Source organism: Moorena sp. SIO4E2 (assembly GCF_010671945.1).
In the GTDB taxonomy this organism is placed as follows: Bacteria; Cyanobacteriota; Cyanobacteriia; order Cyanobacteriales; family Coleofasciculaceae; genus Moorena; species Moorena producens.
In genome coordinates this window covers 1-2,127 of sequence record NZ_JAAHIE010000951.1, presented here as the reverse complement: position 1 = coordinate 2,127, position 2,127 = coordinate 1, and the positions used below count along the sequence as shown (strand labels likewise).

Sequence of the window (2,127 nt, the reverse complement as noted above, 5' to 3'; positions counted from 1 at the left end):
TACCTCGTCGCTGTAGAAAGCCTTGAAGATATCTTCGAGACGATGAGCCAAGGTTTTAATTGCCTCTAGCCCAACACTGGCAGCACCTCCCTTAATGGAGTGAGCGGCTCGCATTAAATCGTGGATTTTAGCCGTGCTTCGTTCTTGCTGGAGATTCAGTAAACCTGTCTCGATCAGTTGCAACAGCTCTGGTGCCTCTTCGATAAAAAACTGATAGGCTTGGTCTTGGATCTCAGAGTGAGTTGCCATGGTTCTTCATTGGTCATTGGTCAAGAGAAAATTGCAAATTGGTCATTGGTCATTGGTCATTGGTCATTAACAACATAACTAATAACTACAATGACACTAACTCACCTTGAACTTGCCTACACTATCTTGCAGTTCCTCAGCCACTGTTAGCAGTTCTTTGAACGAGTTAGATACTTGGCTGACTTCTGTGGATGTTCTATTCGCGATCGCTGCTACGTCAGTCATAGTTTCAGTAACTGAAACGCTTGCTTGGGTTTGATCAACAGCTGTGATGGCAATTGCTTTGACCAATTCATTGATCTTGACCGTTACGGCAGTAATTTGATTCAAACTCTGCCTGGTGTCATCCACCAGTTGAGTCCCAACTACCACTTGCTCAGTTCCCTCTTCCATAGCGGCTGCCACCTCATTGGTTTCCGCCTGAATGTCTGCTACCAGCTTTTCAATTTCCGCCGTTGCCTCCGCCGATTGATGAGCCAACGCTCGTACTTCATCAGCAACTACTGCAAAGCCTCGACCAGCTTCCCCAGCACGAGCCGCCTCAATAGCGGCATTGAGGGCTAACATATTGGTTTGCTCAGCAAAGCCACTAATCAGGTTGACTACCTTAGAAATCTTTTGGGACGATTCCCCAAGACGTTTGACCTTCTTAGCCGTACTACCTACAGTTTCCCGAATCGCCATAAAACCTTCCACAGTGAGGTTCATAGCAGCATCCCCAGCTTCCACCGTCTGAGCTGCTTGTTTGACTGCGGCTTCGGCTTCAGAGGCACTGGCAGCCACAGAGCGAGTTGAGACTGTCATGTCATGAATTTTTTGTAAAGCATTAGCAATTTCCTCCGCCTGTCGTAAAGCTTCTGTGGATAGCTCTCGGATGGCTGCTTCATCTTGAGTAGTGGTGCTAGTGACTTGCTTGGTTGCCTGTTGGACTTGCAGTACAAGTTTCCGCAAGCTTTCGATGGTAGCATTGTAGGAATCGGCAATAGTTCCCAATTCATCGGCAGTCACTTGGGCTCGAATAGTGAGGTCTCCTTTACTAACTGGCTCTACTTCCATCAACAGTTCTAGAGCACGCTTTTGCAGCTCCTCTTTGAGCTGGCGCTGTTCCTGAGCAAGATTTTCGGCTTTTTGGCGGGCTGCCTCCATTTGTTCTAAGGATGTGGCTCGCTGCATAACATTGCCCAGCTGAACAGATAACTGCGTCAGGAAAATGATTTCAGACTCTTGCCACTGGTGTGGGGCCCTACAATGATGAGCAATAAGTAAACCGTAGAGTGTTTCTCCGTGGACAATTGGTGTCACTAAATTTGCTTTGATTTGCAATCGTTCCATCAACTTCTCGTGGTCACGATGGAAACCTGCTTCAAATACATTATTGGTGGCAATGACACGCCCATGTTTGTAGCCATCAATCAGTTGCTGTGGAATACAAGCATCTTCAATTTTCTTCTCAATCCTATCTGAGACCATATTTTCAACTGCTTTCGGCCAACCCGGTTGAATTGCCTCGAATCCAATGTAGCCACTACCATCAGGATTCAGGCGGTAGATAACTACCCGGTCCGCATTTAACTGATTGAGGGCTGTTTCCACCGCTTCTTGGAAAAGAGCTTTGAGGTCGAGAGATTTGTCCATGGGGGTAGCAGCAAGGTTAATAATGACCTGTGTCCGATTTGCCTCTCGATGTACCAGGTTTTCCTGACTGGTAACACTCTCAGCCATTTTATTAAAGGTCCTAGCTAGCTTACCGATCTCATCGTTAGTGATCAGATTGCTTCGGACTTGGCGTGACCCTTGAGCAAATTGCTCGGCTAAGTTTTGTAGCTGCTGGATAGGTTTAGTAATGGCTCGTCCTAGAAGAATAGCTAGTAATAGATT

Annotated in this window: 2 protein-coding genes; both read right to left on the bottom strand. The window is 46.7% G+C overall.

Features of this window, described 5'->3' with window-relative positions; all coding sequences use genetic code 11:
• The coding region (locus tag F6K37_RS39335) for an Hpt domain-containing protein (RefSeq protein ID WP_287256669.1) at nt 1–249 on the bottom strand (249 nt) is incomplete at its 3' end.
• Nucleotides 250–345: 96 nt separating this feature from the next.
• A partial coding sequence (locus F6K37_RS39330) for a methyl-accepting chemotaxis protein (protein WP_287256667.1) occupies nt 346–2,127 on the bottom strand: 1,782 nt, incomplete at its 5' end.